Annotated in this window: 26 protein-coding genes; 12 read left to right on the top strand and 14 right to left on the bottom strand. The window is 52.2% G+C overall.

From position 1 onward, the window contains the following. Window positions 1-19 precede the first annotated feature (19 nt). Complete coding sequence (locus tag F552_RS0110730; RefSeq protein ID WP_169333595.1) at window positions 20-1192, top strand: MFS transporter; 1173 nt, start codon at window positions 20-22, stop codon at window positions 1190-1192. A 46-nt stretch (window positions 1193-1238) separates the two neighbouring features. On the opposite strand, the gene F552_RS0110725 is transcribed toward F552_RS0110730, so the two are convergent. Together F552_RS0110725 and F552_RS0110720 are read right to left on the bottom strand one after the other, a co-directional pair. After that, on the bottom strand, window positions 1239-2420 hold the full coding sequence (locus F552_RS0110725) for a M20 aminoacylase family protein (RefSeq protein WP_018151742.1): 1182 nt from the start codon (window positions 2418-2420) through the stop codon (window positions 1239-1241). A gap of 189 nt (window positions 2421-2609) precedes the next feature. Next, window positions 2610-2957 carry a hypothetical protein gene (locus tag F552_RS0110720; RefSeq protein ID WP_156802287.1) on the bottom strand — a complete coding sequence of 116 codons (348 nt, stop codon included), beginning with the start codon at window positions 2955-2957 and terminating at the stop codon, window positions 2610-2612. Window positions 2958-3172: 215 nt separating this feature from the next. Between F552_RS0110720 and F552_RS0110715 the strand changes: the two genes are divergently transcribed. Both F552_RS0110715 and F552_RS0110710 read left to right on the top strand, forming a co-directional pair. Then, on the top strand, window positions 3173-3430 hold the full coding sequence (locus tag F552_RS0110715) for a hypothetical protein (RefSeq protein ID WP_018151740.1): 258 nt from the start codon (window positions 3173-3175) through the stop codon (window positions 3428-3430). Between the two features lie 44 nt (window positions 3431-3474). Continuing rightward, the gene (locus F552_RS0110710) at window positions 3475-3822 is read left to right on the top strand and encodes a hypothetical protein (protein WP_018151739.1); all 348 of its coding nucleotides are present in this window, start codon (window positions 3475-3477) and stop codon (window positions 3820-3822) included. 24 nt (window positions 3823-3846) lie between these two features. On the opposite strand, the gene F552_RS0110705 is transcribed toward F552_RS0110710, so the two are convergent. Then, a complete protein-coding gene (locus F552_RS0110705) occupies window positions 3847-4773 on the bottom strand; it encodes a LysR family transcriptional regulator (RefSeq protein ID WP_018151738.1) in 927 nt (308 codons plus the stop codon). A 152-nt stretch (window positions 4774-4925) separates the two neighbouring features. On the opposite strand from F552_RS0110705, the gene F552_RS19120 reads away from it, so the two are divergent. Both F552_RS19120 and F552_RS0110695 read left to right on the top strand, forming a co-directional pair. Next, window positions 4926-5660 carry a CTP synthase C-terminal region-related (seleno)protein gene (locus F552_RS19120; protein WP_018151737.1) on the top strand — a complete coding sequence of 245 codons (735 nt, stop codon included), beginning with the start codon at window positions 4926-4928 and terminating at the stop codon, window positions 5658-5660. Next, window positions 5653-5994: an antibiotic biosynthesis monooxygenase family protein gene (locus F552_RS0110695; protein ID WP_018151736.1), complete on the top strand. Its 342-nt coding sequence runs from the start codon at window positions 5653-5655 to the stop codon at window positions 5992-5994. Before F552_RS19120 ends, F552_RS0110695 begins: the two co-directional genes overlap by 8 nt. Window positions 5995-6056: 62 nt before the next feature. Here F552_RS0110695 and F552_RS0110690 read toward each other — a convergent pair whose 3' ends face one another. The 4 genes from F552_RS0110690 to hrcA all read right to left on the bottom strand — a co-directional run bounded on the left by F552_RS0110690 (window position 6057) and on the right by hrcA (window position 10680). After that, on the bottom strand, window positions 6057-7697 hold the full coding sequence (locus F552_RS0110690) for a methyl-accepting chemotaxis protein (RefSeq protein ID WP_018151735.1): 1641 nt from the start codon (window positions 7695-7697) through the stop codon (window positions 6057-6059). A gap of 274 nt (window positions 7698-7971) precedes the next feature. Continuing rightward, window positions 7972-8373, bottom strand: a complete 402-nt coding sequence (locus F552_RS0110685) for a hemerythrin domain-containing protein (RefSeq protein WP_018151734.1) — start codon at window positions 8371-8373, stop codon at window positions 7972-7974. A gap of 135 nt (window positions 8374-8508) precedes the next feature. Further along, on the bottom strand, window positions 8509-9603 hold the full coding sequence (gene hemH / locus F552_RS0110680; protein WP_018151733.1) for a ferrochelatase: 1095 nt from the start codon (window positions 9601-9603) through the stop codon (window positions 8509-8511). A gap of 57 nt (window positions 9604-9660) precedes the next feature. Then, entirely contained in the window at window positions 9661-10680 is a 1020-nt protein-coding gene (hrcA, locus tag F552_RS0110675) for a heat-inducible transcriptional repressor HrcA (RefSeq protein WP_026182622.1), read from the bottom strand. A 153-nt stretch (window positions 10681-10833) separates the two neighbouring features. Between hrcA and F552_RS0110670 the strand changes: the two genes are divergently transcribed. The 4 genes from F552_RS0110670 to dnaE all read left to right on the top strand — a co-directional run bounded on the left by F552_RS0110670 (window position 10834) and on the right by dnaE (window position 17718). Next, on the top strand, window positions 10834-11709 hold the full coding sequence (locus tag F552_RS0110670) for an NAD kinase (RefSeq protein WP_026182621.1): 876 nt from the start codon (window positions 10834-10836) through the stop codon (window positions 11707-11709). A gap of 30 nt (window positions 11710-11739) precedes the next feature. Then, the gene (gene recN / locus F552_RS0110665; RefSeq protein ID WP_018151730.1) at window positions 11740-13416 is read left to right on the top strand and encodes a DNA repair protein RecN; all 1677 of its coding nucleotides are present in this window, start codon (window positions 11740-11742) and stop codon (window positions 13414-13416) included. Between the two features lie 112 nt (window positions 13417-13528). After that, window positions 13529-14158 carry a hypothetical protein gene (locus F552_RS0110660; RefSeq protein WP_018151729.1) on the top strand — a complete coding sequence of 210 codons (630 nt, stop codon included), beginning with the start codon at window positions 13529-13531 and terminating at the stop codon, window positions 14156-14158. 95 nt (window positions 14159-14253) lie between these two features. Next, entirely contained in the window at window positions 14254-17718 is a 3465-nt protein-coding gene (dnaE, locus tag F552_RS0110655; protein ID WP_018151728.1) for a DNA polymerase III subunit alpha, read from the top strand. Window positions 17719-17775: 57 nt separating this feature from the next. On the opposite strand, the gene mltF is transcribed toward dnaE, so the two are convergent. The 4 genes from mltF to fur are packed head-to-tail and all read right to left on the bottom strand — an operon-like array spanning window position 17776 to window position 21274. After that, on the bottom strand, window positions 17776-19272 hold the full coding sequence (gene mltF, locus F552_RS19115; protein ID WP_156802286.1) for a membrane-bound lytic murein transglycosylase MltF: 1497 nt from the start codon (window positions 19270-19272) through the stop codon (window positions 17776-17778). Window positions 19273-19287: 15 nt separating this feature from the next. Beyond that, window positions 19288-20052 carry an arginyltransferase gene (locus tag F552_RS0110645; protein WP_018151726.1) on the bottom strand — a complete coding sequence of 255 codons (765 nt, stop codon included), beginning with the start codon at window positions 20050-20052 and terminating at the stop codon, window positions 19288-19290. 32 nt (window positions 20053-20084) lie between these two features. Continuing rightward, window positions 20085-20783 (bottom strand): leucyl/phenylalanyl-tRNA--protein transferase, encoded by a 699-nt coding sequence (aat, locus tag F552_RS0110640; protein ID WP_026182620.1) that lies wholly within the window; start codon window positions 20781-20783, stop codon window positions 20085-20087. A gap of 56 nt (window positions 20784-20839) precedes the next feature. Then, the gene (gene fur / locus F552_RS0110635) at window positions 20840-21274 is read right to left on the bottom strand and encodes a ferric iron uptake transcriptional regulator (RefSeq protein ID WP_026182619.1); all 435 of its coding nucleotides are present in this window, start codon (window positions 21272-21274) and stop codon (window positions 20840-20842) included. A 161-nt stretch (window positions 21275-21435) separates the two neighbouring features. On the opposite strand from fur, the gene F552_RS19110 reads away from it, so the two are divergent. The 3 genes from F552_RS19110 to F552_RS0110620 are packed head-to-tail and all read left to right on the top strand — an operon-like array spanning window position 21436 to window position 23772. Then, complete coding sequence (locus F552_RS19110; RefSeq protein WP_245546678.1) at window positions 21436-21948, top strand: outer membrane protein assembly factor BamE; 513 nt, start codon at window positions 21436-21438, stop codon at window positions 21946-21948. Between the two features lie 49 nt (window positions 21949-21997). Next, window positions 21998-22801 carry a 4-hydroxy-tetrahydrodipicolinate reductase gene (dapB, locus tag F552_RS0110625; RefSeq protein ID WP_033375431.1) on the top strand — a complete coding sequence of 268 codons (804 nt, stop codon included), beginning with the start codon at window positions 21998-22000 and terminating at the stop codon, window positions 22799-22801. A 41-nt stretch (window positions 22802-22842) separates the two neighbouring features. Further along, the gene (locus F552_RS0110620) at window positions 22843-23772 is read left to right on the top strand and encodes a TraB/GumN family protein (RefSeq protein WP_018151721.1); all 930 of its coding nucleotides are present in this window, start codon (window positions 22843-22845) and stop codon (window positions 23770-23772) included. Between the two features lie 14 nt (window positions 23773-23786). Here the strand turns inward: F552_RS0110620 and F552_RS0110615 are convergent, their stop codons facing one another. From F552_RS0110615 to F552_RS0110605, 3 genes are all read right to left on the bottom strand, one after another. After that, window positions 23787-24119, bottom strand: coding sequence for a hypothetical protein (locus F552_RS0110615; RefSeq protein ID WP_018151720.1), 333 nt, complete (start codon window positions 24117-24119; stop codon window positions 23787-23789). Window positions 24120-24396: 277 nt separating this feature from the next. Next, window positions 24397-26316, bottom strand: a complete 1920-nt coding sequence (locus F552_RS0110610; RefSeq protein WP_018151719.1) for an ATP-binding cassette domain-containing protein — start codon at window positions 26314-26316, stop codon at window positions 24397-24399. A 118-nt stretch (window positions 26317-26434) separates the two neighbouring features. After that, on the bottom strand, window positions 26435-26944 hold the full coding sequence (locus F552_RS0110605) for a CinA family protein (RefSeq protein WP_018151718.1): 510 nt from the start codon (window positions 26942-26944) through the stop codon (window positions 26435-26437).

Here is a 26944-nt window from a genome sequence, read left to right as displayed (position 1 = left end):
TAGTACAGAAAGAAATACGTTGATTGTTACAGTAAGAAGCAGGCTCGCTGCCACTTTGGTATTTTTCGCGAATGGTATCGCCATCGGTTCTTGGGCAGCATCGATTCCCTTCATCAAATCCCGTCTCGGCTTAACCCCATTCCAGCTCAGTGCCGGCTTGTTCGGCTTCTCTGTGGGGGCCATTCTGGCCATGAAAATTGCACCGGAAGTGGCCAAAAAACTGGGGGCGGCACGCGCGCTCAAGTACCTGATGCTGTTATTTGCCAGCGCACTCTTATGTGTGTTTTATATTCAGAATCTGGGCCAACTGGTCATTTTTCTGGCCATTCTTGGCATGGCTAACGGCGCAGCAGATGTTTTTCAAAGCTTGTACGGGTCTTACGTAGAAAGAGATGCCTTACGCCCGATGATGTCCTCATTTCATGGGGCGTGGAGCGTGGGTTGTGCATTAGGTTCTATCATGTTCGGCTTCGCCATTCACCATCACGTGCCTTTCAAGATGATCTTGCTTTTGCCTGCGACCATGATCCTTTTGGTATACATCACCGTGATGTATCTGGGTCTTAATAAAAAGGGCCGCGTAGACGACAAACATGGATTCAAACTGAAAGACATATCGCCGGAAGTATGGTTTTTGGGTGGTCTGGCAGGGCTGGCCATGTTTATTGAAGGCACGGTAACGGACTGGAGCGCCATTTATCTGCTCAACTACCTTCATGTGACCACACAATTTTCATCCGTAGGTTTTACATGGTTCATGCTGGCCATGGCGGTTACACGTTTGGTTGGGGATCAACTGGTGGGCATACTGGGGGAAATCCGGCTGATCAAGATTTCCGGATACCTTACCCTCACTGGCATGGCACTTGTACTAAGCCAGCTAGATACACTGGTGTGCATCATCGGTTTTGTACTGGTCGGGGTGGGTATTGCCAATGTGATACCACTGGCTTTCCGCGCTGCCGCACGCAATATCAAATGCTCATCCATCAATATTTCTGCTGCAGCCACGTTTGGCTACAGCATGTACCTGATGGGGCCACCCTTTGTCGGTTACGTTGCAGAGAAAACCGGGCTGGATCACGCTTTCTATCTGATGGTGATTGCAGGGGTAGGGATGCTGGTCATTGGCCCTTCCAGCATTCGCAATACCATGAAATACAAGGTGGATCATGTTCAAGTCGTGAAATAGCAAAGCGCCCGGCATGTCGGGCTCATGCCGGGTCAGATATCCTGCATTACGAATTGGACAAATACTTTTCGACCAACTTCACCCAGTAACTGGCCCCGACAGACAAACAGTCATCATTGAAGTCATAACCAGGGTTATGCACCATGCAGCCGCCTTCGCCATCTCCGTTGCCAATCAGCAAATAACACCCAGGCACCTTCTCCAGCATGAAAGAAAAGTCCTCACTGCCTGTAATCGGTTGCAAATCCGGAATCAGTCCTTGCTCACCCAGCCAGTCTACCGCCACCTGACGTGCAAACTCGGTTTCTTTGGCATGGTTAATCAAAGGCGGGTAGGGGTCGTGGATGTTGATCTCGGCAGCCGCCCCAAAACTGGCGGCTTGCGCCTGCACGGTTTCCTCAATCCGTTTGAGCAGCAATTGGCGAACCTCAAATGTCATGGCCCGCACGCTAAGTTCCATTTCAGCGGTATCCGGAATCACATTGGAGGCATGGCCTGCATGAAAATACCCAACCGTCACCACAGCGGTTTCTAGCGGTGGGACATTACGTGACACAATGCTTTGCAAGGCCATGACAATGGAAGCACCCACTACAATCGGGTCGACTGCTTTGTGAGGCATGGCCCCATGGCCACCCTTGCCACTGATTTTGATATGAACAGAATCAGAAGATGCCATGAACGGCCCCGCCCTGAAACCCAGCAAGCCAGTCGGATATCCGGGCATATTGTGCAAGCCGAAGACGGCATCACACGGGAAGCATTCAAACAAACCGTCTTGCATCATCTGGTAAGCACCGCCGCCACCTTCTTCTGCTGGCTGAAAAATCAGATGAACCGTGCCATCAAAATCCGCTTGGGATGCCAGATACCTGGCCGCAGATAATAAAATCGCCGTATGACCATCATGCCCGCACGCATGCATTTTCCCCTGATGGCGACTGGCATAGGGCAAGCCGGTTTCTTCCTGAATGGGGAGGGCATCCATGTCTGCCCGGATACCGATGGACCTGGGGCTAGTCCCGCGCTTGAGCGTGCCAACCACCCCCGTCTTGCCCAGGCCTCGATGCACTTCATAACCCCATTCAGCCAATAACCGGGCAACCAGATCACTTGTCGCCACTTCTTCAAAACTAAGTTCCGGATGCTGATGAATCTGATGCCGGATGGCCAGCATGTCTGCTTCATGGGCAAGGATATCGGGAAGAATGAAATCACGGTTATTCATTTAAGCGTCTTTCATGCGGGCATTAGTTTTTTTGTAGTAAAAAGTATGCCGTCACAGACAACCAAAGTCCAGCATATAATTCTATGTCAGAACTAACTATCCGGCTGATGGCTTGCCAGGAGGAATGGCTTAGTTACCACGCAGGCTTAACTGTCCAACTTTACGGCATCAGTTCCAGACCTTAAGCCTTCACTTGATCAGTAACTGGAAATTTTTGAGATTCTTCTTGTAATCAAGCGTGGTCTGAACTGCGCATCTGAACCAAACGCCATCAGCACCATTGCCATACTTATCCAGAGCTTCTTTATCACCCGATTCTGTGAGCATCAAAGGGCGTCCGCAAGTATCTTGCCGGTATTGAAAAAAAGACTTAGGGGTTTGCTTCGGCAAGGTTTTATCAAGTTCTTCAAGTTTTTGCATGCGGCAAACAGATATTTCTGCATGTGATAAGCCTTGTCCATTACAAAGCCATTTCTCGATAGGAGCAGCAGATGAGAAACCTGACAGTAGCAACAGGGAAAGCAAAATGTGTTTCATGGGGAGTGAAGCCTTTGTATGAACCAAGGCATCAAGTATACCAAAGGCATATTAACCGTAGTTCGCATCTTTGCAGATACTATTTTACATAATATAAATTATGCGAAATAAAGTATGGACCTATAACACCCAGAAAATTCCGAAAATATTGTTAGAAACCGCCTGACTCTCCTGATACCATTTGCATATCTTGTTTACAGCAAATCTCTACCACCATGCAAAAGAAAAAACCTCTGCTGCTGCTTGTGCTGGTGTTCGCTATCTTTTTTTTGGCCGGGATAATTAGTTTTGCCTACCTTGATGCTCAGTTGACGGATGGATGTCCTGATGTTGCCAGGGTTTTTCAGTGGGCAGACTGGGAAAAGACGCTCTACGATTGGCTTTATTGGCCTGTCGCTGTTGTTGCATCTCTAGCCGCTGCACTGGGCTTCGCCAGACTTCTGATTCGTGGTATCCGTCTCAGGATGCGCTGATTAGACCCTGCATACATTATTTAGCCCTGAAAGTTACACAGCCCATGAAATATACTTTATGTTCGTTTTTATTGCTATCGACCCTGGCATATGCAGATAACGCAGAAAAATGGCTTTGTAACGGCCAGGTCTTGTCGCATGCAGAGATATCTTCTTGCCGTATGGGTAAGCTGGCCCAGCTGGATAAAACCCTGCCCAGGCAAACGCCCAAGTCATTTTTTCAGTATCGGCAAGATACATGCGGTCGGCCATTAATGCTGACGGAAGCAGGTAACAAAGAGGCGCTAGACAAGTTCGGTAATGGTGCTGATAACATTTGGTTCAAATGTGCAGTACAGACCACACTCGACTACAAAAACAACCTTAAAAACTTTCAGTTAATGATCAAATAATGATTATATGCCGGCTGTTTGTCATTACGCCCGATAACTCCCTTCAATCAACGCCAAACCGGCTTTGCGAATTTCTGAAATAAATTCCTGCACAAAAAGCAAATCGCCATAATCTGTCAGTGTGGCCGCGTACAAATTACACGTCAGGCCTTCGTGAGTAACGGGTTTTGTGACGATATACCCACGTTGTTCGTACGGTGCCGCGCTCCATGCTGGCAATGCGGCAATCCCTTGTCTCAGGGCCACTAACTGGATGATGGCGGCCGTCAGTTCGACATGGCGTTTCTCGGGCTTGATACCAGCGGGTGTCAGAACGCGATGCACCACATCCAGTCGATGGTCTGGCAACGGATAGCAAACCAGTGTTTCATCTTTGAAGTCTTCTGCACTGATAAAGCGGTTTTGAGCAGCCGGATGATCCTTGGCCACAATGGCCCGAATATCAAAGCTGAACAAGGGATGCACCGATATACCGGGTAATTCGGCAGGTTCGGACATGATGACAAGATCCGCCGTGCCTTGCCTTAGCAGCGTCACCGGGTCTGCCTGCCAGCCAAGCACAAAGTCCAGCTCAACGTCCGGCCATTTCTTGTGAAAGGCATCATTGGCTGGCAGCAGCCAGTCAAATGACGAATGGCACGCAACGCTGATCCTCAACCGCCCTGCTTCGCCATGAATAATATGGTCCATTTTCTCCTGATGAAAACGGAGCAGGCTTCTGACGTCTTTAGCGAGCTGAATCAGGTTCAAGCCAGCGGCCGTGAACTGTGGTGGATTGGACTTTCTGACCAGCAAGGGCGTTTCGTAATGTTCTTCCAGCTGTTTGATCTGGTAAGAAATGGCGGATTGCGTCAGGTGCAGTGCTTTGCCTGTTTCTGTAAAGCTGCCTGTCTGCTCCAGTGACAGTAGTGTTTCCAGGTGTCGTATTTCTAGCGGACCGAGATTTTTCATAAAATTTATTCATGTTTAAGATAAAAACATTCCGTTTGTACAGCTGGATTTATCGATGGAAAATCAACGTTGTTGGCTATTCATGATGACTCATACATCTGGCCGGCACAAGTATTTTTCATTTAAGAAATACGCACAAGGACTCTGACGCCATGCCTACGATTTACCTGATCGGTGACTTCAATGCACACATTACGGCGCATAACGCCATTAATGCCTCCATTGCAATCTTCAACAAAACCAGTGAACAGCCGATAAATGCTGTCTGGCTCGGAACAGAGCACATTCATCATGCCCAATCACTGGCAGACGCAGACGGCGTATGGTGCGTGCCGGGCAGTCCGTATAAAAATCCCGACGGAGTGTTCAAGGCCATCCGGTATGCCAGAGAACGTCAGATCCCGTTTCTGGGTACGTGCGGCGGATTCCAGCATGCCATTATCGAGTTCGCCCGTCATGCCAAGGGAGTTGATAATGCCAGCCACGCAGAAGAAACCCCGGATGCCAAAGAGAACGTGATATCAGCGTTGTCCTGCTCGTTGGTCGAAACGGGTGGAGAAGTGATTTTCCCCACGGACAGCATCCTCAGGAAAATCTATATGACACCCCATGCGACCGAAATGTACCATTGCAATTATGGCGTGAACAAACACTATTACCCGCTATTGTTCAGCCAGCAAGATGCCATGTCCGGGCTCAGGATTGCGGCAGTCGATGAACAAGGCGATGTACGTGCAGTCCAGTATCAGCCTCATCCATTCTTTGTGGCCACCCTTTACCAGCCAGAACGGCGGGCACTGGGCAACTCGGTTCATCCGTTATGTAACGCATTTTTTGATGCCGTCATTTACCACCAGCAACAGGCTGAAAGGACTATCGATGTCTGATCCGACTACAGGTATTGCCGACCTCCCTGCTCCACCGTTCTATGCCGTTATTTTTACCTCAGTCAGAACTCAAGTAGATGAGGGCTATGCCGAGATGGCCGATAAAATGGTGGCGCTCGCGGCACAACAACCCGGGTTTCTTGGTGTTGAGTCTGTACGGGCAGACAACGGTTTAGGCATTACCGTGTCTTACTGGCAGGACGAGGCTTCAATTAAGGGATGGCGGCAGCACGCCGAACACCAGCTGGCCATCCAGAAGGGCCACCAGCAATGGTATGAGGCTGCATTTACACGGGTCGCCAAAGTGGAGCGTGCCTACGGGTTTGGTAAATAGACAGGCTAACCGGCACAGGCATCCTGCAAGATTGCCGGACGCCTGTACCGGGTTTGGCAGCCTTACGGCAGTTTGAACTGAGCCACTGCCGCCTGCAAAGAATGGGACAGGTTACCCATCTCGTTGGCGACGCCGGCATTGCCTTCCATGGTGGCACTGACTTCTTCTGCCATGCTCGCAATATGCTCTACATTGGCGGCGATATCGTTGGCGGCAATGCTTTGCGCCTTGGTAGCTTGCACCACTTCCCTGGCTTTGATCTGCGAATCATCTGCCTGCAGCCGTATGTCGCTCAAAATACCGGAAACCTGCTGAACCTGGGCCAGACTGGCCTGTACTTGCGGTACGGCAGCCTGCATGGCGTTCACCACACCGTCTGTTTCTGACTCAACGGCAGATACCGTGTCACTGATCAGTTTGGTGGCACTGGTGGTTCTTTCGGCCAGTTTGCGGACTTCATCTGCCACCACGGCAAAGCCCCTTCCCTGTTCTCCTGCGCGTGCCGCTTCAATGGCGGCATTGAGCGCCAGCAGATTGGTCTGGTCAGCAATCTCCTTGATTACCCCGGCGATGTGGCCGATTTCCTCTGATCTGGATTTGAGCTCGCTCACCTTGCTGGCCGAGGTTGCAATCAATTGCTCAACCGCCACCACTTCTTGCGCTGCCTGCTTGACGGCCAGCTCACCCTGATTGGAAATCTTCACGGTACTTTCTGCGTGCTCGGCTGTCACTTGCGCAATTTCCGATACCTCGTTGATGCTTACCGTCACTTCTTCCAGTGCCGCAGCACAGGCGGACGTGGCTTGGGCTTGCTGATGACTGGCCGCCGCCACTTCGTGTGCCGATGTCGAAAAATGCTGGGCGTGTTCCGTAATGGTATCGGATACAGCCGTCATTTTTTTCAGCATCACCACCAGGCTATCCCGCATGTCCGCCACGGCAGACAACATGCTGCCTTTTTGCGCCCCCTTGAGGTTTACGTCGGTATCCAGATGCCCGCGGGCAATAGACTGAACCACGGCCACCGCATAGGCAGGCTCCCCGCCCAACTGCCCCAGGATGCTCCTGCTGATCCAGATAAAGATGCCCACAATCAGCAGCAGGATTGGCGAGGCCAGTAGCAAAAACTCTAATGTGTTATGCCAGAATGCATCCGATACATCATTGACATAAATGCCCGAGCCGATCACCCAACCCCAAGGGGAAAACAGGTAGGAATACGATACTTTGGGCTGCGCTTCTTTAAAACCGGGTTTCGGCCAGAGGTAATCAACAAATCCGCCCTCCGGGCTGCCTTGCGCCGCCGCTACGATATACTGCATGGCAGGTTTGCCGTTGCCATCCTTGTAATCTCTGGCAGATTTGCCTTCCATTTCCGGTTTGGCCGGACTTAATACAAACCGGTAAGACGTATCCAGCACAAACACATAGTTCTTGCCGTCAAAGCGCAGGTTCCTCAACGAAGCAATCGCTTGTCGCTGGGCTTCAGCCTTGCTGAGATGGCCTTTTTCCTGCAAGGATTCGTAATGTGCCAGCGTTGCCAGCGCACTTTGCGTGACAGACCTGACCTGTATGCGATGATCTTCCAGCATGGAAGATTTCAGATCAAACAAGGATGTAATGCCAAGGGCCAGAAAGCCAATGATAACAACCAGAAAAGCGGTGACAAGACGGGTTTTGAGTGGGAGTCGTGAAAAACGCATAAGACTTCTCCATGCCAAAAAGGCAATGTATAAAGAAATCCGGTTTTGTGTGGCTAATGGTTTTTGTAGTTATTTATCGTTTTTATATAATAAGCAGACAGGCGCGGCATTGTAGGAACCGCTGCAAGTCAGTGGCTGATTATACGGGAAAATAATCGTCGTGCGTCAATCGTGATCAATACGATGACAAGGAAGACATGACAAGAGACAACCAAGCAGGTCGCGCATGGATTGCACGCCTGCCCGGTTCAGGAAGGTCGAAAACTAGTGGAGGTTATTGCGTCGCGTGGATGACATCACCAACGGCAGTGAACAACCGGTCTTCTTCTGAGGCATGTTCATGCAAGTCTTGCTGAATCTGGCGCGCTGATACTGCCAAAGCAGAGAAGTCATGCCGGCTCAGGTACTTGGCTGCCTGGTCTACCTGGTTGCGCAGTTGATCATGCGCCTTGCGCAATTTGGCAATGGTGCCTTCAGCAGATGGCATCGCCGCGGTAATCGAATTGAACAGCGAGTTTTCTTCCATGGCCAAGTGCGGCAACAGAGCGTCACGAAAATCATCAAATGACCGCAAGCAACCGGTCGTGTTGGAGGTTTCTGCCGCTACAATCAAAGACTGTAAATGGCGTTCGCAGGCGAAATGATCTTCTGTATGTAATTGGGCAAGCGTGGCCATGAAGGTTCCTTTAAATTGATGTCATAATGACTTTCCGCCACATTACGCCGACTGGCCTGAAAATCATTGACACGCATCAACAAAAATTACCCTTAAATGCACAATGCCACAAAAAAGCAAATCCGCCTGCTTGAGCTACTGTTTGGCACCCAACGCTTTGGCCCGCAAACGGCTGTTTTCCAGCTCCGCCAGGTTATCCGGTGCAATCAGCCAGCCAGCAGTATGCTGCTCTGCCAGGCTGGCCAGCAAGGCGATAAAAGAACCGTCTTCATTAAAGCAGTTGATATAACGGTATTGCCCGCCACCAGCGGTCATGAATTCCGACTTACCCTCAATGGCAATTTCTTCCAGAGTTTCCAGGCAATCAGACACAAACCCCGGGCAAATGACATCCAGACTGGCCGTTTTGGCTTTGCCCAGCTTGTTCAGCATGTCAAACGTATAGGGTTTTACCCATTCTGCCTTGCCAAACCGCGACTGGAAAGCAATGGTAAACGCCCCCTCTTTCAACCCAAGTGCCTCCGCCAGCAATCGGCCGGTCTTCTGGCATTCGCAAAAATACGGGTCACCTTTTTCCAGCGTATATTTGGGCACGCCATGAAAACTCATCAGCAAATGGTCACCACGGCCATTTAACGCCCAGTGACGTTTAACCTTCTCGGCTAGCGCGGCAATGTACGCCGGGTGATCATGAAAGTGTTTTACCCAACGCAGTTCTGGCGGGTTACGCATGCGCTTGACCGTGTTGGCAACGGCATCCATGACCGCTCCGGCACTACTGGCGGCATACTGCGGATAAAGCGGTAGCACCAGAATCCGGTCACAACCATTGGCTTTTAGGTTCTGCATCTTCTCTGCCACGGACGGATGTCCATAACGCATGGCAAAGTCCACCATGACGCCCTGCCCCATTTTTTCACCCAGCAGCCCTTTCAGCAACTTGGCCTGCTTCACGGTATGTACCATCAGCGGGGAACCTTCTTCCGTCCAGATGCTGGCGTACTTCAGGGCAGACTGTTTGGGACGAAACGGCAAAATGAAGGCATTGAGAATAACCCACCATATCGGCCGGGGAATCTCAACCACCCGGGTATCTGAAAGAAACTCGCGCAGGTAATGTTTTAACGCAGCGGGCGTTGCAGATTCTGGCGTGCCCAGATTGACGATCAGCACCCCTACTTTCTTGCTGCTGCCATGTTCAAACGGGGGTTCAGACAAATAACGGGCCATGGTTCATCCGGTCAGGTAAGTCGTTCAATCAGGATTATTCGAATACGGGACAAGTACTTATTGCGATAGTGCATTGGACAACAGGCGCGCTGTGACATCCACGATCGGGATAACGCGTTCATAAGCCATCCGGGTTGGACCAATCACGCCCAGCGTGCCGACGATTTCGCCATCTATCGCATACGGCGACGTCACCAGTGCACATTCGTCCAGCGGCAACATGCCGGATTCTCCGCCAATGAATATCTGCACGCCTTGCGCTTTCTGGCTGAAGTCCAGCAATTGCATCAGGGCTGTTTTTTGCTCGAATACCTGGAACAACTGCTTGAGACGGTCCACATTGTGTCCCAAATCCATGCTGGAAATCAGATTGTGTTCACCGCTTAGCACCAGCGTATCCGACTTTTCATTCAAGGCCGATTCGCCAGCATCCAGCGCGGCGGTCATCAGCGAGGTAACGTCAGATTGCAGCTGCTTGAGTTCGGCATGCAAGCGCTCACGCATGACCAGAAACGAGCAACCGACATAATGTTTGTTCAGGAAATTGGCCGCTTCCAGCAGTTCATCATTGCTGTAGTCGCGGTCAGTCTGCAAGAAACGGTTCTGCACACTGCCGTCTGTCGCCACCAGAATGAGCAGTACCCGTTTGGGTCCCATGCTCAGAAATTCAATATGACGGATAGCCAGATTGGTGCGCTTGGGGGTGAGTACCACACCGGCAAAACTGGTCAGTTCAGACAACAGTTGCGACGTCGTATTGGCCAGACGCTGAGGGGTATCCGGATTCAGTTGTGCTTCCACTTGTTGCCGCAACTCTTCTTTGACGTTGGGCTTGGTGGTCAGCAAAGTATCTACAAAATACCGATAACCCCGGGCGGTCGGTATCCGGCCTGCTGACGTATGCGGGCTGGTAATGAAGCCCATTTCTTCCAGGTTAGCCATAACATTACGGATGGACGCCGGACTCAGGTCCATGCCAGGGCTTTCAGATAAAGTACGCGACCCGACAGGCTGCCCGTCCTCGATATAGCGCTCTACCAGGATTCTAAGTAACTGTTGTGCACGTTTATTCATCATGGGACAGATTTTTACCACAAATACGCCACTTTGTGACGAGTTGAAACGAGATATTCAAAGCATTAGAGCAGATATTCACGCATGCAGTTCAAAACAGCAAGCGCCAAGCCGACATGCTGGAAGAATGTTCTGGCTTATGCTTATAATGCGCTCATGAACCGATTATTTCCTCGCATCGCTATCGTAGGCCGTCGGCGTACCCCGGAGGTACAGGTTTCTGTATTGCAACTGGCAGAATTCCTGAAAGACCAAGGGCTCACCGTGTATCTGGATGCTGAAGCAGTCTCCGAGTCTCAGGCAGGCGCATACCCCCGTATTTCCCGTGAAGAAATGGGTAATCTGGTCGATCTGGCCGTTGTCATTGGTGGCGATGGCACCCTGCTGGGTGTGGCCCGTTTGCTGGCAGGTCATAATGTCCCACTGATCGGGGTCAACCAGGGGCGTCTCGGGTTCATGACCGATGTGCCGCTGCACCGGATGATGAGCATCATCCGTGACATGCTGGAAGGCAATTACGTTTCCGAAGAACGCATCCTGCTGGAAACCTCGGTGGTACGAAATAATCAGCAAGTAGCCACCGGCAGCGCTTTTAATGATGTGGTATTCAGCCGTGGTGCGCTGGGTGCCATGATCGAGTTCGAAATTTTCATCGACGGCCAGTTTGTTTACAGCCAACGCTCTGACGGGCTGATCGTTACCACCCCGACAGGTTCTACCGCCTATGCGCTTGCCGCTGGCGGGCCGATTCTTCACCCGACCGTACCTGCCATTGCGCTGGTCCCGATTTGCCCGCAATCCATGACCAATCGTCCGATTGCCGTGGGCGACCGTTGCGAGGTAGAAGTGGTGATGCTCAAGGGCTTTGATAGCCGGGTTCACTTTGACGGGCAGTCTCATATTGATCTGCAAGAAACCGACCGCATCATAATCCGTCGTTCTGAACGGTCTCTGACCTTGCTGCACCCGACAGACTACAACTACTACGATATCCTGCGCGAAAAACTCCACTGGGGTGAACAGCTTCTGTAACCACCATCAACACTGGATCCATCCTCTGCCATGCTGCTTAGCCTTTCGATTCGGGACTTTGTCATTGTTGATCGCCTTGAGCTTTCTTTTTCAGAAGGCTTTACGGTACTTACCGGAGAAACCGGTGCCGGTAAATCGCTGCTGATTGACGCGCTATCCCTCTTGCTGGGCGGGCGTTTTGAGGCTGGCATGGTACGTTCCAGTAAAGATCGTGCGGATCTGCAAGCAGAATTTGATGTCTCCGGTTTGCCTGATGTCCAGCAATGGCTCAGTGATAATCAGCTGGAAGGTGATACCCCATCCCAGCTGATTCTAAGACGCACGCTGGACAAACAAGGCAAAAGCCGCGCTTTTATCAATGGCACTGTCTGTACCCTGCAACAACTCAAAGAGGTGGGGGAATGGCTGGTAGACATCCACGGTCAGCACGCACATCAATCTTTGTTGCGGCTGGATGTGCAACGCCAGCTGGTTGACGCTTATGGCGGACATACCGACCTGGTCAAGAAAGTACACTCTCTTTACCAATCCTGGAAACAGCTGGAAAAAAACCTGCATGATGCAGAAGCCAACCAGTCTCGCCAGGAGGAAATTCTGGCCCAGCTGGACTGGCAGATCTCCGAGCTAAAACCTGTCGCTATCCCGCCAGACGCATGGTTGCAGCTGCAACAAGACCACGCACGCCTGAGCCATGCTTCTACACTGGAAAGCACAGCCAATGATGGCCTGGAGTTGCTGCAAGATGCCAATCATGCCGCCATTCCGCTGCTTAGCCACTATCTGGACCGTATCAAAGACCTGGTCAGCGTTGACCCGGCCCTGGCAGAACCGGCTGAACTGATAGAGAGCGCAGTGATCCAGCTGCAAGAGGCATCTTATAGCCTTCGGCATTATGCCGGCCGGCAAGAACTGGACCCTGCTGCCTTGCAAAAACTGGATCAGCAGCTTGGCGATATCTATACATTGGCCAGAAAATTCCGCGTATCGCCGGATGCACTGTATGCCACACTGCAAACCGCGCAAGAAAACCGGTTGAAAATCGCAGCCCAGGTTGATATTGAGGCCCTTGCCGCCGAAGTTACCCAAGCCAAGACCATGTATCTGCAAGCGGCCAGACAACTGACCGACAAGCGCCTGAAAACCGCTGAAGGCTTGTCCAACGTGGTGACCGCTTCACTGGGCGAGCTGGCCATGGCCAATACACGGTTTGAAGTACATCTGTTGCCACTGGACACGCCAGGTAGCGCGGGTCTGGAGCAAATCGAATATCGAATCAGTCACCATGGCGCACAGGCACAATCACTGGCCAAGATAGCCTCTGGTGGCGAGCTTTCCCGGGTCAGTCTGGCGATTCAGGTTGCCATGTCATCCATTGCCTCGGTCCCTACCCTGATTTTTGATGAGGTGGATGTCGGGATTGGTGGCCGTGTGGCAGATATTGTCGGCCGGCTGTTGCGCAATCTGGGGCAAAAGCATCAGGTCCTGTCCATTACCCACCTACCCCAGGTGGCGGCCAAAGGGCACACGCACTGGCAAGTCAGTAAAGCTTTTGAAGAAGATGCAATTGTCAGCCGGATTCATGCCTTGTGTGACAATAGCCGTATTGAAGAAATCGCCCGCATGCTGGGCGGCGCCACCATTACCGAGACCACCCGGCAGCATGCCCGTGAGCTCTTGCTGGTAGAAGATACCCCTGCCTGCAGCTAAAACACCGTTTTTTGACCTGAATCATATCGCTTTGAGGTCTCGGGGCTTGCGTAAGGCACAGAATCCAACTAGTCTGAAATTGGACTCCCTTTTTCGACTGTATTGCTGACTCATGACCGAAACCAAAGAACTAACGCCGTTAGACGCATATCTGGCGCTTCTGAAACAAAAAGGTGCAACCACCAGTAGCCTGAACCAGCGCAAACACTTTTTGCGTTATCTGGTCAGCGCACTGGAAGGTTGTGACCGTGACGATAGCGTGGCCTATCGGCATGCGGTTGACAGCACCCTGCAAAAAATGGCGACAGATGATAATCTGTCCTTCTTTATCAATATTGCCCGTGAATTTTATCCGTTCTGGAACGAAGACCTGCGCACCATCGCCGCGCTGGCATCTGGTGATGGCTTTTTTCTACAGGCGGTCAATGTCAAACTCAGCAACAGTATCGAAGAACTGTGGAACGAAGTTTGTGCATCGCCATGGTATCAGACACCAGTCGCGTGCCTAGATGAATACCTGGCCAAGCTGGCAGGTTTGATTACGGAAACAGACAAACAATTGCGACATCGTTTTCTTCGTTGTCTGCTGTTTGTCATGCGGGATCAGCCAATTCAGCCCGCCGTCTACCGTGCGGGCGTCAATGCCATTCTGGTGCTATTGCCTCAGGAAGAAGCCAAGCAGGCATTTCTGGGGCTGATACGGGAATTTTATCCGTTCTGGCAAAAGGAACTGGCTGCCTGATTTACCACAGGCAGCCCGGCATTTCCAGCTTCTGAAACCAGAAATAAAATCGCTTGCACCTGAGCAACCATGTCATGTTGAGGTAAAATGGCGGGATGAATACTCCCCGCTACGTACACCTTCGCCTACATTCCGAATTCTCTGTTGCTGACGGCATTGTCAGGGTTGATGATGCAGTCAAGGCTGCGGTCAAAGACCAGATGCCTGCACTGGCCATAACGGACCTTGCCAACGTCTTTGGCATGGTCAAATTCTATAAAGCCGCCCGCGGCAAAGGTTTAAAAGCCATTGTCGGATGCGATATCTGGGTCAGCAATCTTGAAGACCGGGATAAACCGTTCCGTTTGCTGCTGCTGGTGAAAAACCGCCAGGGCTACGGCCGGTTATGTGACATCCTGACGCTTGCTTACCGTAAGAACCAGCACCGTGGTCGTGCCGAAGTCATGCCGGACTGGTTGCACCACAATCCAACCTCCGAGGATGGTACACAGGGCGGAGACAACAGCGGCCTTCTGGCACTGTCTGCCACCAACTGGGGGGAAATCGGTGTACACCTCACCAACGGTAACCTGGTTGCAGCAGAAACCGCAGCAAAAATGCTGGCCAGTCATTTTCCGGACAATTTCTTTCTGGAAATCCAGCGTACGGGTGACCCTGCCGTTGACAGCCTGGTTGCACCGATGGCGAAGCTGGCCGTTGATCTGGACTTGCCGCTGGTAGCGACACATCCGATCCAGTTCATGACGGAAGACGATTTCAAGGCTCACGAAGCCAGAGTCTGTATTGCCGAAGGCTTTACTCTGTCTGACAAGCGTCGCCCAAAACATTTTACGCCGCAACAATACTTCAAAACCCAGGATGAGATGTGCGCGCTGTTTGCAGATTACCCTGAGGCCATTGAAAACACCCTGCAGATTGCCAAATTGTGCAACCTGACCATTACGCTGGGTAAAAACTACCTGCCTCAATTCCCTACGCCGGATGGCATGACGCTGGATGATTTTCTGGTGCATAGTGCCAAGGAAGGGCTCGAAAAACGCCTGGCCGAACTTTATCCTGATGAGGCAAGGCGAAACGAAGAACGCCCGCGTTATCTGGATCGCCTGAAATTTGAAACGGATACCATCCTGCAGATGGGGTTCCCGGGTTACTTCCTGATCGTGGCTGACTTTATCAACTGGGCCAAAAACAATGGTTGCCCGGTTGGCCCAGGCCGTGGTTCTGGTGCGGGCTCTCTGGTTGCGTATAGTCTGGGGATTACCGATCTGGACCCGACAGCGTATGCACTGCTTTTTGAGCGTTTCCTGAACCCGGAACGGGTATCCATGCCCGACTTTGATATTGACTTCTGCCAGGACAACCGCTGGCGCGTCATCGAGTACGTCCGCCAGAAATATGGTGTCGATGCCGTTTCCCAGATTGCGACCTTCGGTACCATGGCGGCCAAAGCCGTGGTGCGCGACGTTGGTCGCGTACTGGACCTGCCTTACACGTTCTGCGACACCATCTCCAAGCTGATCCCTGCTGCGCCTGGCAAGCAATATTCGCTGGAAGATGCAGTGAACATGGAACCTGTGCTCAAGGAGCGCATCGAGAACGAAGAAGAACTGGCGGAGTTGTGGGATCTGGCAACCCGTCTGGAAGGTCTGACCCGAAACATCGGTATGCACGCCGGTGGTGTTCTGATTGCGCCTGGCAAAATTACGGATTTCTGCCCGATGTATGCTCAGCCGGGTTCGGAGAGCGTGGTCAGTCAGTTCGATAAAGACGATGTGGAAGGCGTTGGCCTGGTGAAGTTTGACTTCTTGGGGCTGCGTAACTTGACCATTATTGATCTGGCGGTCAAATACATCAAACAGCTGGACCCGAATTTCAACATTCGCCTAGAGGAACTGCCATTTACCGATCCGGCTGCCTATAAGGTACTGCAGGAAGCCAATACAACGGCCATCTTCCAGCTGGAATCGGACGGCATGAAAAAACTGCTGACCAAGCTAAAGCCCGACCGTTTTGAAGACATCATCGCGGTATTGGCGCTTTATCGTCCGGGGCCGCTGGGCTCAGGGATGGTGGATGACTTTATCTTGCGTAAAGCCGGCAAGCAGGAAATCGACTACTTCCATCCGGATCTGAAAGACTGCCTGTCACCCACCTACGGGGTGATTGTGTATCAGGAACAGGTGATGCAGATCTCCCAGATCATCGGGGGTTATACGCTGGGTGGCGCAGATATGCTGCGTCGTGCCATGGGTAAGAAAAAACCCGAGGAAATGGCAAAACACCGGGCAACCATTGCCGACGGGGCAAAACAGAAAGGTTACGATCCGGCGCTAGCCGAGCAATTGTTCGACCTGATGACCAAGTTTGCCGAGTACGGCTTTAACAAGTCGCACACGGCTGCCTACGCGGTGGTGTCATACCACACCGCATGGCTGAAAGCGCATCACACTGCCGCGTTCATGGCCGCCACCTTGTCATCGGAACTGGATAACACCGATCAGTTGCGTATCTTCTTTGAAGATGCTGTCGACAATAAACTGGAATTTTTGCCGCCGGATGTCAACCAGAGCCATTACCGCTTTGTACCGGTAGACACCAAGCGCATCCGTTATGCCTTGGGTGCCATCAAAGGCACTGGCGAACAAGCGGTCGAGCACATCATTGCAGAGCGCGAGAAAAATGGCCCGTTCAAAGACCTGTTCGATTTCTGTAACCGCACTGACAAACGTGTGGTTAACCGGCGAACCATCGAGGCCTTGATTCGCGCTGGTGCATTTGATCTGCTGGATAATAACCGTGCCAAATTGCTGGCGAACGTCAGCAAGGCGCTGGAACAGGCAGAAGTTGCGGCAGCCAATGCAGCACAGGTCAGTTTGTTTGATTTGCTGGATAACGAACCAGAACATGAACTGACCATGGATGAAGTGGAGCCTTGGGATGAGAAAACCCGGCTTCAGGAAGAAAAACTGGCCATCGGTTTTTACCTGTCTGGTCACCCGTTTAACGCCTATCGCAAAGAGGTAACGCCGTTTATCCGGACCCGGCTTTCCAGCCTGACGCCGGACAAAGCACCGCAGCGTCTGGCTGGCATTGTGGTGGCCGTACGTACCAAGGTCGGCAATCGAGGAAAAATGGCGTTTGTGACCATTGATGATGCCTCTGCCACCCAGGATGTCACGTTGTATTCTGAAACGCTGGAGCAATTCCAGCGCAAGCTGGTGGTAGATAGCTTGCTGGTGATTGAAGGCAAAGTCAGTAACGATGACTTTAGCGGTGGCGTGCGGGTCAACGTAGAAAACGTCATGACATTCAACGAGGCCAGAACCCGCTTTGCGCAAGCGATCGAACTGGTGTACCCGAACAAGCTGGAACCGAAATCCTTCCTGAGCATGCTGGAGCCTTTCCGTAACGAAGAAGGCATGACCGTGCGCCTGAACGTCTCCAACGTTAAAGCCAAAGCCCAGATAGAATTGGGCAGGGAATGGAAAATTGCACTCGATGACGAACTGCTGAAACAGCTACATAAAGTTTGCGGTCAGCCGGGCAAGGTTTGCTTTTAGTGTTTGAAAATTGATCAGTAACAGGCAGTAACCTGAGCCGGCCTCCTGGAGACTGGCTCAGGTGGCGTTTGGCAGGCGTATGCCCGTCGCACCCGGTGTCAGCGATGGAGCAGAGGCACCATGTTCGCCCGGGCTCAGACCGGGGAGCCCTTCGACAAGCGGTGTCTCCAGCCGGCTGAGAATGTCGTAGTAGGTCCGTATATTCTCGACAAAAATCACGGTTTCCCCGCCTCTGGCATACCCATGTTTGGTTTTTGTAAACCATGCAGGGTTTCTAAGCTGTAACAAAGTACCTTTCATGTCAGTCCAGGCATTCGGGTCCAGTTTCTGTTTACTGGCCAGCACACGGGCGTCTTCCAGATGCCCGAGTCCCGTATTGTAGGCCGCCAGCGCCATCCAGTTACGGTCTGGCTCCCCAATCTGCACGGGCAGGTCTTCCAGAATCTGTCGAATATAACGGGCACCTGCAATGATATTCTGGCGCGGGTCCGTGCGGTTAAGCACGCCCATGCGGTTTGCCGTTTCTTCGGTCAGCATCATCAGCCCCCGAACCCCTGCGGGAGAAACTGCGAGCGGGTTCCAGTGAGACTCCTGATAACCAACTGCGGCCAATAATCGCCAATCCACCCCGGTAAGTTTCTGTGCTTCATGGAACCAGGCCCGGTATCTGGGTAACAGCTCAAGCCGCTGCTTCAGGAATGCCTCCACATCCACGGGCTGTAGCCGGTCCAGATGCCCATAGTAACGGTCCAGCAGCCGTTTTAACGTACCATTCTGCCCGATGCGCTTAAAAAAGTAAGACGTTTTGGCAATGACTTCCGGATCTGTCCCCGGCGGGAACGCCCAGGCAATCGACTCTGCAGGACCTAACACAGGCCCTACCTCCAGCTCCGGGTGAAACCGCTTCATGCTGCTGGCCATATACTCACTGGCAACGGTCACATCCACAGTGCCAGTGGCCACTTCTTCCAGCAAATCTTCCGCACTTCTGTCTGTGACCGCTTGCCAATTGATGTTCTGATTTTGTTTGGAGAGTGCAGACAAGCGGGCAGCTATCCCGCTACCAGCCTCGACAATGATTTTTCGCCCGGACAGATCATCCAGCTTCTTGATTGGGTTAGTGCCAGTACGATAAACAAAGACCGGCATGACTTGCTGGTATGCCGGGCCAAACTTTAACCGCCCATTCCCGGGGATGCCGGTAGATAAACCCATAGCTGCAAAGCTGGCCTCCCCTTTTTCCAGCAAGGGTAACGCCTGACTGACATGGTCAACCACTTTCCAGTGCACCTGCATGCCCATTTCTTCGGCAAACAGATTCACCAGATCATATTCCAGACCGGCATAGTGTCCGCTGGCATCGACAAAATAGGTCGTAGCATCATTGTGGGTAAGTACTGTCAGCACGTTGGCGGCAGACTGGGTTTGGCTTGCCGTCACTTCCGGGCGTTGTTCACACCCTGTCAGACACAACAAAGCAGCTGACACCAGACAAAGCGTCAGCTGCTGTAAATAGTGGAGACGGGGTAATTGTTTAATCAGATGGCTTCCCAACCGTTTTTCCTTGTGTCACCCGGGATCCGGCAATGTTGCCGAATCTGGAGAAGTCGTGACCGGCCAGGGTAGCCACAGTCCATCCGACAATCTTTCCAGTGGCTGGTAAACGGACTTGTAGCTCATCTTCCGGCATGATTCGATCCAGTACCCGAGATAGAGGTAAGGCTTTTTGATGGACTGCAAATACATTGCCTGCCACAAAACCGCATAGACACCATAACTGGCATTCGGTTCATCCGGATCAAAAAAGGTATATACCGCCGAAATGCCGTCATCCAGTTCATCAATCACGCTAACGATTTTCAGTTTATCCAGTAAGCGGAACTCGACCAGATAACTGGATACCGGGCTTCTGAGCAGAAAATTCCGGTATTGATCATACCCGTCATCATCCATACCGCCACCAGGATGACGGCTTTTCTGGTAGCGCTGATAAAGATGGTAATGCTCCGCTTTTTCAGAAGCACGCATGATGGTGACACGCATACCCTTCAAGCGCGCCATGATTTTGCGCTGGGTTTTATTTGGCTTGAAATCAAAGGCACACAAACGGACGGGTACACACGCCTGACACATGTCGCAGTGCGGACGGTACACAAACATGCCGCTGCGCCGAAAACCATGACGCACCAGTTGGCTATAGGTATCGGTATCGATATGCTCGCCAGAAATGGCTACCTGCGAACGGGCGCGCTGGTCTTCAAGATAGCTGCAAGGATAGCTGGAGGTACTGTAAAACTGAACAAACTGATGCCGTCCGGATTCCTGGCTGTTCATTTCCCCTCCCCTCAGACAAACACAAAACCGTGTTAAACCCTTAGCTCAAATGCATCACACCACAAGTCATAGGGTGTTGGCAATTGCACCGCTTCTTTCAAGCGTAGCAGAAAATCGGCACGCTGCATGGGTCTGGCCCCCATGGACGCCAGATGATCGGTATACATCTGGCAATCTATCATGTGAAAACCTTGTGCATGCAAGGCCTGCGCCAAGGCCACCAGCGCCAGTTTTGACGCATCTGTCGCCCGGCTGAACATGGACTCGCCAAAGAACATGCGTCCAACTGCAACACCATACAGGCCACCAACCAGTTGCCCTTGCGCCCAGCACTCCACAGAATGGGCATGCCCTTCCTGATGCAGCCGGCAATAAGCCGCGATCATGTCTTCAACAATCCATGTGCCTGACTGGCCATACCGAGGTGCGGCACAGGCACGAATGACCTCTTCAAATACGGTATTGAAACGGATGTCGAACGATTTGTGACGGATAGTCTTGCGAAGTGATCGGGAGATATTGATCTCTGACGGAATCAGAACCATCCTCGGGTCCGGGCTCCACCACAAGATAGGGTCCCCGGGGCTAAACCAGGGGAAAATGCCTTGGCGGTAAGCCGCTAGCAGTCTGGGCGTGGTTAGATCCCCTCCTGCTGCAAGCAGGCCATTTGGCTCTTGCAATGCACGGGAAGGGTCAGGAAAGATTAACTGCGAATCCAGCCAGGGAATCATCTGTCACCAATACCGGGGCGTCATTGGCATGTCAGACTGCAGGAAAAAACTTGATGTTAAGGCTGGCGGCGCTTGGGTTTTTCACCGCACGCTTCACAAAGGCCATACAGATAAAGAGAATGGGAATGCACGGTAAAATTGCGCTCTTTGGCAATTTTATCCTGACGGCGTTCAATTTCAGAATCGTAAAATTCTTCTACCTTGCCGCACTGGATACACACCAGATGATCATGGTGACCTTCCGGTCTGAGTTCGAATACCGCTTTACCGCCTTCAAAATAATGGCGTTCCAGAATGCCTGCCTGTTCAAACTGAGTAAGCACCCGGTAGACCGTTGCCAGACCCACATCATCACCCTCACCGATCAATTGCCGGTATACATCTTCTGCAGATAAATGACGTACGTTGCTGGTCTCGAACAGCTCCAGAATACGCATACGAGGCCCGGTTGCTTTTAAACCGACCCCTTTTAGCTCACTCGCTTTACTCATGCAAACACTCAAACGTAATAGGTTGAGTTATCATAAAGGCTTTTAGCGACTTTGCCTATAACCAAAGTATAATGTCGTGCTAAAGTTAACAGTTATTTAGCAAAACATATTTTTACATCAATTTTTAATCCGATTTATTTGCCATGAATGCAAGGAAAAGCATGTCAAAGCATCCCGTCACAATGGTTCCTCGTAAATTCACAGTTCTTGCGGCTCTCTCTTTGGTGGCTTTCGGTTTGGCCGGTTGCGGTACCACATCCAGCCTGGTCAACCATCTGACCCCTTATAAGATCGACATTATCCAGGGGAATTATGTTACCCAGGATGCCGTGGACAAACTGAAACCAGGCATGACACGCGCTCAAGTCCGCTTTCTGCTGGGTACCCCGCTGGTGCAGGATGCTTTTCACGCAAATCGTTGGGATTATGTATATCGCCTTTACAAGTCTGGCAATCTGGTAGAGCAAAAGCAGTTTACGGTCTGGTTTGAGAATGACGTATTGGCCAAATACACCGGTGAAGTCATGCCGGCACTGAAACCAGCCCTGCCAGAAGCCCCTGCCTCTGCTGCCAAAGTGGTAGCACCGGAAGCACCGGCATCTGCTGCTGCCAAAGTCGCACAACCGGAAACAACAGCATCCGCAGCGGTCACGACACAGGCAGTTACCCAGTAATACAGGGCAACTGCAAGTACATTAATTGTTTGAATCTGGGTTTGAAATCATGAGTTTACGTATTGCGGTGGCCGGTGCTAGCGGCCGCATGGGACGCGAATTATTATCTGCTGTACATCAGGATGCAAATGCAACCCTGGGTGCGGCACTGGATCGGGCCGGCAACGACTTTATCGGTCAGGATGCCGGCATGCTGATTGGTGCGCCGAACGGTATCAAGGTGAGTGCAGATGTTGAAGCGGCACTCAAGGGATGTGATGTGCTGATCGACTTCACCCGTCCGGAAGCAACGCTTCAGCACCTGGAAATCTGCCGCAAACTGGGTGTGAAGCTGGTGATCGGTACAACCGGTTTCAGTGCAGAACAAAAGCAGCTGATTCAGGATGCTTCGAAAGACATTTCCATCATGATGGCACCCAACATGAGTGTGGGGGTCAACGTACTGCTCAAACTGCTGCAGCAAGCCTCCAAGGCGCTTTCTGAAGGCTATGATATTGAAATCGTGGAAATGCATCACCGCCACAAGGTAGATGCGCCAAGTGGTACAGCCTTGCGCCTGGGTGAAGTCATTGCAGAAACCCTGGGCCGTGATCTGGCAACCGATGCCGTGTATGGCCGTGAAGGTGTAACAGGCGAACGCGACCCGAAAACCATTGGTTTTGCAACCATGCGTGGTGGCGATGTCGTTGGTGATCATACCGTTGTGTTTGCCGGTATTGGCGAGCGTATTGAGATCAGCCACAAGGCAAGTAGCCGTGCCACTTTTGCCCAAGGTGCATTGCGTGCCTCCCATTTCCTGGCAGGTAAATCTGCCGGGCTGTACGACATGCAGGACGTCTTAGGCATGGCCTGATCGCGTCCACAGTAAAAACAGTGTTGGGACCATAGCTCAAGATGAAATATCTGTTTTTCTGTAAAGTCCTGCAAAAAGCCATTCCAGCCGGAATGGCTTTTTTGCTTTGTCTGCCGGTTTTGTCTGCCGACAAGGCATTTTTGTGGCGTGTGGATAGCAAGACAACCACCGTCTGGTTATTCGGCACGGTACACGTTGGCAAGGCCAGTTTTTACCCGCTACCTGCCTCGGTTGAGTATGCCTACACGCACAGCGACAGGCTGGCTGTCGAGATTGATGTGTTGCAGCCGGATATTGACCCGATCAGCCTGATGAAGCGGTCTTTGTACCCGCTGGGCGACTCTCTGGAAAAACACCTGGGACACGTCAACTGGCAGAAGCTCTCTGCGGCGCTGCCCGTGATGTATGGCATCGAAGCCAAAGGTTTTGAACGCAGCAAACCCTGGATGCTGGCATCCGTGCTTTCCATGGCCAGTGCCAGACAGCAGGGATTTGATGAAGCTTACGGCATAGACCTGCATCTGTTGAAACGCGCTCATCAGGATGGCAAGCCCATCACCAGTCTGGAGTCTTTTGCTTCCCAGTTGAACGCCCTTGAAAACCTTTCCGAAGCGACACAGATAGACTGGATCATGTCCATGGTGGATCCGGCTGAAAATGCACGTTCCCAGGCCACCTTGTCGACGCTTGTTACCAGCTGGCAGCAGGGAAATCCTGACGATATGGCCAAAATCTGGCAAATGGAAGCCAGCGGGAAACACAAACCGGCCATGAATGATTTTGAACTGAGATTGCTCAAAGACCGCAACCCGGCCATGGCGGCAAAAATTGTCGCGTTCCTCAAAGGCAAGCAGTCCGTTCTGGTGGCCGTCGGGGCGCTACATTTTGCAGGCCCAGCCAATATCATTACCTTGCTGAAACGCCAAGGGCTAAAACCCGTGCAACAGCTTGCCAACCTTGACCAGCCCTAGTACGGGGTACCTCATCAAAAGAGAATGATGCCCTCTTTGGCCACGCGTACGGCCTCAGACAGCAGTGATTCGGTAATGGCCGAGTTACGCCCATCCAGAATGATGTGATCGAATTGGGCATCGGCATGGACTGTTAATTGAGCCGTACTAGGTTGTACGAATCTCAGCTCCTGCAGTTTGACCGTGCGTTTGGTTTGAAAACGGCTCGCCAGGCGAGCAAGGTTTGGCTGGCTATTACCAACCATCAGCCAACAGGTCTTGTCTTGCTGCAACCGACGGATCGATTGATAAATGCCGGAAAAACGGCAAGCCTGGCTGATGGAATGCTGGGAAGTGTGTGCTGACATGATAATCTCCGGCCCCAATCGTTGCGCTTGGCACGGGTTGGGCAATAACCGGCCAGCGGTTTAGCGATATTTCGGTGTGTTATCACCCACGCCTCGCAAGTAGCTGATAAATCGGCGTATCCAACTGAATGACGGTACATTCAAAAACAAAAAACCCGCTGGCTTGTAAAAGCACAACGGGTTTGTCGCACTTTTAGCTGTATTTATAAAGCGCCCGCAAGCAGCAGCAAATCGGCGCGAATCCTGTTAAGGATAATAAGACATCTACCAGACAGCGTCAACTGGCCTTCAGTTCTTCCAGTTCCATTTGATGCATCAACCAGGTTTCTTCCAGGGCTTCCAGTTCTGCCTTGATATTGGTTTGACGTTGCAAGGTATTTTGCAGCTCTGTCTTGTTGGCAGGGTCATAAGCAGATTCTTGTCCCAGCCATGTTTGCAACGTAGCCATTTCCGCTTGCAGCTTGGCCAGCTTGGGTTCCAGCTGCTTTAACTTTTGCTCTATCGGTTTGCGTGCATTGGCAAGTCGCTGGCGTGCTTCTGCTTCTTCCCGCTTTTGCGCTTTGCGGTCATTGGAAGCAACCACGGCAGCCTGACTGTCTGCCGGGTCAACCACCGAAGGCGCAGACACGGTATTGGCTTTCAGGAAATCACGATAGTCGTTCAAGTCACCGTCGTATACCTGTACACGCCCATTGGCGACCAGCCAGAACTGATCAGTGGTGGTACTGAGCAAATGCCGGTCATGCGACACAACAATCAGGGCACCATTGTAATCTTGCAGCGCAAACGTCAGCGCATCACGCATCGCCAGATCCAGGTGGTTGGTCGGTTCATCCAGCAGCAACAAGTTTGGACGTTGCCAGATTAGAATTGCCAGTGCCAGCCGGGTTTTCTCACCGCCAGAGAAGGGTTCGATCGGTGTCGTGGCCATATCGCCAGAAAACAGAAAACCGCCCAGGAAGTCACGCAGTTCCTGCTCACGGGTATTGGGGTCAAGACGCTGCAGATGCAACAAGGCAGATGCTTTTGGGTCCAGCTGCTCCAGCTGCTGCTGGGCAAAGTAGCCAACCTTCAACCCCTTGCCTTCTTTGCGCTCACCGACTAACGGCGCCAGCTCGCCCGCCAGCATTTTCACCAGCGTTGACTTACCGGCACCATTGACACCGATGAGGCCGATTCGCATGTCAGAGACAACTGCCTGGTTCACGTCCCGCAGAATGACCTTGTCGCCGTAGCCGCCGTCCACATGGTCTAGCGACAACAACTGATGCGGCAGGCTCTCGGGCTCACGGAAGCTGAAGTTAAATGGGGACTCGACCCGCACCGCTGCCACACGCTCCATTTTTTCGAGCGCCTTGATACGGCTCTGTGCCTGCCTTGCTTTGGTGGCTTTGGCGCGGAAACGGTCAATGAATGATTGCAAATGCGCGGCTTCGCGTTGCTGCTTGTCAAACAATTGCTGCTGCTGGGACAACCTCTCGGCACGCTGGCGCTCGAAGTCGGCATAGTTACCGGTGTAGAGTGTTAGCTGCTGGTTTTCCAGATGCAAAATGGCATTGACGGTGTTATCCAGAAAATCCCGGTCATGAGAAATCAGGACCAATGTCCCCTGATAGCGGTTTAGCCAGCCTTCCAGCCAGATGACGGTATCAAGATCCAGGTGGTTGGTTGGCTCATCGAGTAGCAGCAGGTCTGACCGGCACATCAACGCCTGCGCCAGGTTCAAACGCATACGCCAGCCGCCGGAGAAACTCCGTACCGGTTGATCGAGCTGACTGTTCTTAAAGCCAAGGCCGGCGAGCAGCTCACCAGCCCTTGCACGAGCAGAATACCCGCCAATGGTGTGCAGAATATCGTGACAATGCGCGATCTGGTTGCCATCATGTGCTTCTTCTGCCTGGATTAACTCCGCCTCGATCTGGCGCAACTCGCGGTCACCGTCCAGCGTGTAATCCAGTGCAGATGTGTCCAGTGCGGGGGTTTCCTGCGCCACATGAGCCACTACCCAGTTGGCCGGGCGATCGACATCGCCCTGGTCTGGCTGCAGTTCGCCCAGTAACAATCCAAACAAACTGGATTTGCCCATCCCGTTACGACCAATCAGACCTACTTTCTGGCCCGGGAAAATGGTGGCATTGGCTTTGTCGAGCAATACTTTTTGCCCGCGCTGCAATACCAGTTGTTTGATGGAAATCATAAGGCTACCTCTTCAAGGCCCGGACAGCCGTCCGGGCCAGTACCATCCGCAGCGGGACGGCAAACGCAAAAAAGAGGCAATTTTACAGATTAAATGGCAAGGGGTAAAAGGAAACCGTTCAGGAGACACAACATAATCTGATCAGGCCATTGAGCGCGGCTTCGATAGTCTGGAGTCTGACATCGGCACGATTGCCGTCAAACATGAAAGTTGTCGACTCGGTCTGGGTCCGGGTTGTCCAGGCAATGCAGACCATGCCGACCGGTTTTTCTGCCGTGCCACCGTCAGGGCCCGCAACACCGCTGACGGCCACCGTGATATCGACACCACTTTTCTTTTGCGCGCCTTCTGCCATCTGGCGGACAACAGCTTCACTCACCGCGCCCTGCTTTTCCAGCGCATCGGCCGAGACCCCTAGCAATTGTTCTTTGGAAATATTACTGTAGGTCACCCAGCCGCAGGCAAACCAGGCAGAACTGCCCGCGATGGACGTAATGGCGCTGGCAATGCCGCCACCGGTACATGACTCTGCCGTAGCACAGTACCAGCCGCGTGATTTGAGTGCATCCCCTGCAGAATACGCCAGTTGATACAGGGCAGAATCCGGGTGCGGGTCAGTCGCCATCAT

It is taken from the genome of Leeia oryzae DSM 17879, assembly GCF_000376945.1.
GTDB lineage: Bacteria > Pseudomonadota > Gammaproteobacteria > Burkholderiales > Leeiaceae > Leeia > Leeia oryzae.
Note: the sequence above shows the minus strand (reverse complement) of the source record. Positions and strands in the feature narration are given on the sequence as shown.

Excerpts from the sequence above, each read along its gene's own strand:
- F552_RS0110725 (WP_018151742.1), bottom strand. The coding sequence starts at position 2,420 with ATGAATAACCGTGATTTCATTCTTCCCGATATCCTTGCCCATGAAGCA.
- F552_RS0110720 (WP_156802287.1), bottom strand. The coding sequence starts at position 2,957 with ATGAAACACATTTTGCTTTCCCTGTTGCTACTGTCAGGTTTCTCATCT.
- F552_RS0110715 (WP_018151740.1), top strand. The coding sequence starts at position 3,173 with ATGCAAAAGAAAAAACCTCTGCTGCTGCTTGTGCTGGTGTTCGCTATC.
- F552_RS0110710 (WP_018151739.1), top strand. The coding sequence starts at position 3,475 with ATGAAATATACTTTATGTTCGTTTTTATTGCTATCGACCCTGGCATAT.
- F552_RS0110705 (WP_018151738.1), bottom strand. The coding sequence starts at position 4,773 with ATGAAAAATCTCGGTCCGCTAGAAATACGACACCTGGAAACACTACTG.
- F552_RS19120 (WP_018151737.1), top strand. The coding sequence starts at position 4,926 with ATGCCTACGATTTACCTGATCGGTGACTTCAATGCACACATTACGGCG.
- F552_RS0110695 (WP_018151736.1), top strand. The coding sequence starts at position 5,653 with ATGTCTGATCCGACTACAGGTATTGCCGACCTCCCTGCTCCACCGTTC.
- F552_RS0110690 (WP_018151735.1), bottom strand. The coding sequence starts at position 7,697 with ATGCGTTTTTCACGACTCCCACTCAAAACCCGTCTTGTCACCGCTTTT.
- F552_RS0110685 (WP_018151734.1), bottom strand. The coding sequence starts at position 8,373 with ATGGCCACGCTTGCCCAATTACATACAGAAGATCATTTCGCCTGCGAA.
- hemH (WP_018151733.1), bottom strand. The coding sequence starts at position 9,603 with ATGGCCCGTTATTTGTCTGAACCCCCGTTTGAACATGGCAGCAGCAAG.
- hrcA (WP_026182622.1), bottom strand. The coding sequence starts at position 10,680 with ATGATGAATAAACGTGCACAACAGTTACTTAGAATCCTGGTAGAGCGC.
- F552_RS0110670 (WP_026182621.1), top strand. The coding sequence starts at position 10,834 with ATGAACCGATTATTTCCTCGCATCGCTATCGTAGGCCGTCGGCGTACC.
- recN (WP_018151730.1), top strand. The coding sequence starts at position 11,740 with ATGCTGCTTAGCCTTTCGATTCGGGACTTTGTCATTGTTGATCGCCTT.
- F552_RS0110660 (WP_018151729.1), top strand. The coding sequence starts at position 13,529 with ATGACCGAAACCAAAGAACTAACGCCGTTAGACGCATATCTGGCGCTT.
- dnaE (WP_018151728.1), top strand. The coding sequence starts at position 14,254 with ATGAATACTCCCCGCTACGTACACCTTCGCCTACATTCCGAATTCTCT.
- F552_RS0110645 (WP_018151726.1), bottom strand. The coding sequence starts at position 20,052 with ATGAACAGCCAGGAATCCGGACGGCATCAGTTTGTTCAGTTTTACAGT.
- aat (WP_026182620.1), bottom strand. The coding sequence starts at position 20,783 with ATGATTCCCTGGCTGGATTCGCAGTTAATCTTTCCTGACCCTTCCCGT.
- fur (WP_026182619.1), bottom strand. The coding sequence starts at position 21,274 with ATGAGTAAAGCGAGTGAGCTAAAAGGGGTCGGTTTAAAAGCAACCGGG.
- F552_RS19110 (WP_245546678.1), top strand. The coding sequence starts at position 21,436 with ATGTCAAAGCATCCCGTCACAATGGTTCCTCGTAAATTCACAGTTCTT.
- dapB (WP_033375431.1), top strand. The coding sequence starts at position 21,998 with ATGAGTTTACGTATTGCGGTGGCCGGTGCTAGCGGCCGCATGGGACGC.
- F552_RS0110620 (WP_018151721.1), top strand. The coding sequence starts at position 22,843 with ATGAAATATCTGTTTTTCTGTAAAGTCCTGCAAAAAGCCATTCCAGCC.
- F552_RS0110615 (WP_018151720.1), bottom strand. The coding sequence starts at position 24,119 with ATGTCAGCACACACTTCCCAGCATTCCATCAGCCAGGCTTGCCGTTTT.
- F552_RS0110610 (WP_018151719.1), bottom strand. The coding sequence starts at position 26,316 with ATGATTTCCATCAAACAACTGGTATTGCAGCGCGGGCAAAAAGTATTG.
- F552_RS0110605 (WP_018151718.1), bottom strand. The coding sequence starts at position 26,944 with ATGATGGCGACTGACCCGCACCCGGATTCTGCCCTGTATCAACTGGCG.